Consider the following 544-nt stretch of genomic DNA (forward strand, 5'->3'; position numbering starts at 1 on the left):
CTGGCTGGCCGACGAGCTGACCCGCTCGTGGGGCGCTCAGTGGCCGCATTTGCCCGACGCCATGGAAGAAGCCGCCGGATACGTCGCGCCGAGCTGCGACGAGCTGGCCGGGCTGACCGCGCCAATGGGGGTGGCAGCCGCAGTCGACGACCCCATTCACCCGCTGCAGGCCGGCCTCGACTGGGTGGCCGCCGCGCCGCAGCGTCGACGGCTCGGCCATGCAGCAGCTGCGCACCACCACCGGCGGCTGAGCTACAAGTCGGCGAGCGCGCTCAGGCACGCCGCACCCAGGGCGGCGGGATCCGCCCCGATCTGATCCAGCGTCACGGTGCGCAAGGCCGCGTGCGGCGCGGCGGCCACCCAGTCGAGGCCGGCCTGCAGCGGGTGAATGGGGTCGTCGACTGCGGCTGCCACCCCCATTGGCGCGGTCAGCCCGGCCAGCTCGTCGCAGCTCGGCGCGACGTATCCGGCGGCTTCTTCCATGGCGTCGGGCAAATGCGGCCACTGAGCGCCCCACGAGCGGGTCAGCTCGTCGGCCAGCCAG

Annotated in this window: 2 pseudogenes; one reads left to right on the forward strand and one right to left on the reverse strand. The window is 73.7% G+C overall.

The annotated features are described in order from the left end of the window. A pseudogene (locus A5625_RS30615) lies at positions 1–199 on the forward strand (alpha/beta hydrolase); the annotation flags it as partial. A gap of 53 nt (positions 200–252) precedes the next feature. Here A5625_RS30615 and A5625_RS02065 read toward each other — a convergent pair. Next, a pseudogene (locus A5625_RS02065) lies at positions 253–544 on the reverse strand (alpha/beta hydrolase); the annotation flags it as partial.

It is taken from the genome of Mycobacterium sp. 1465703.0 (genome assembly GCF_001672975.1).
Taxonomy (GTDB): domain Bacteria; phylum Actinomycetota; class Actinomycetes; order Mycobacteriales; family Mycobacteriaceae; genus Mycobacterium.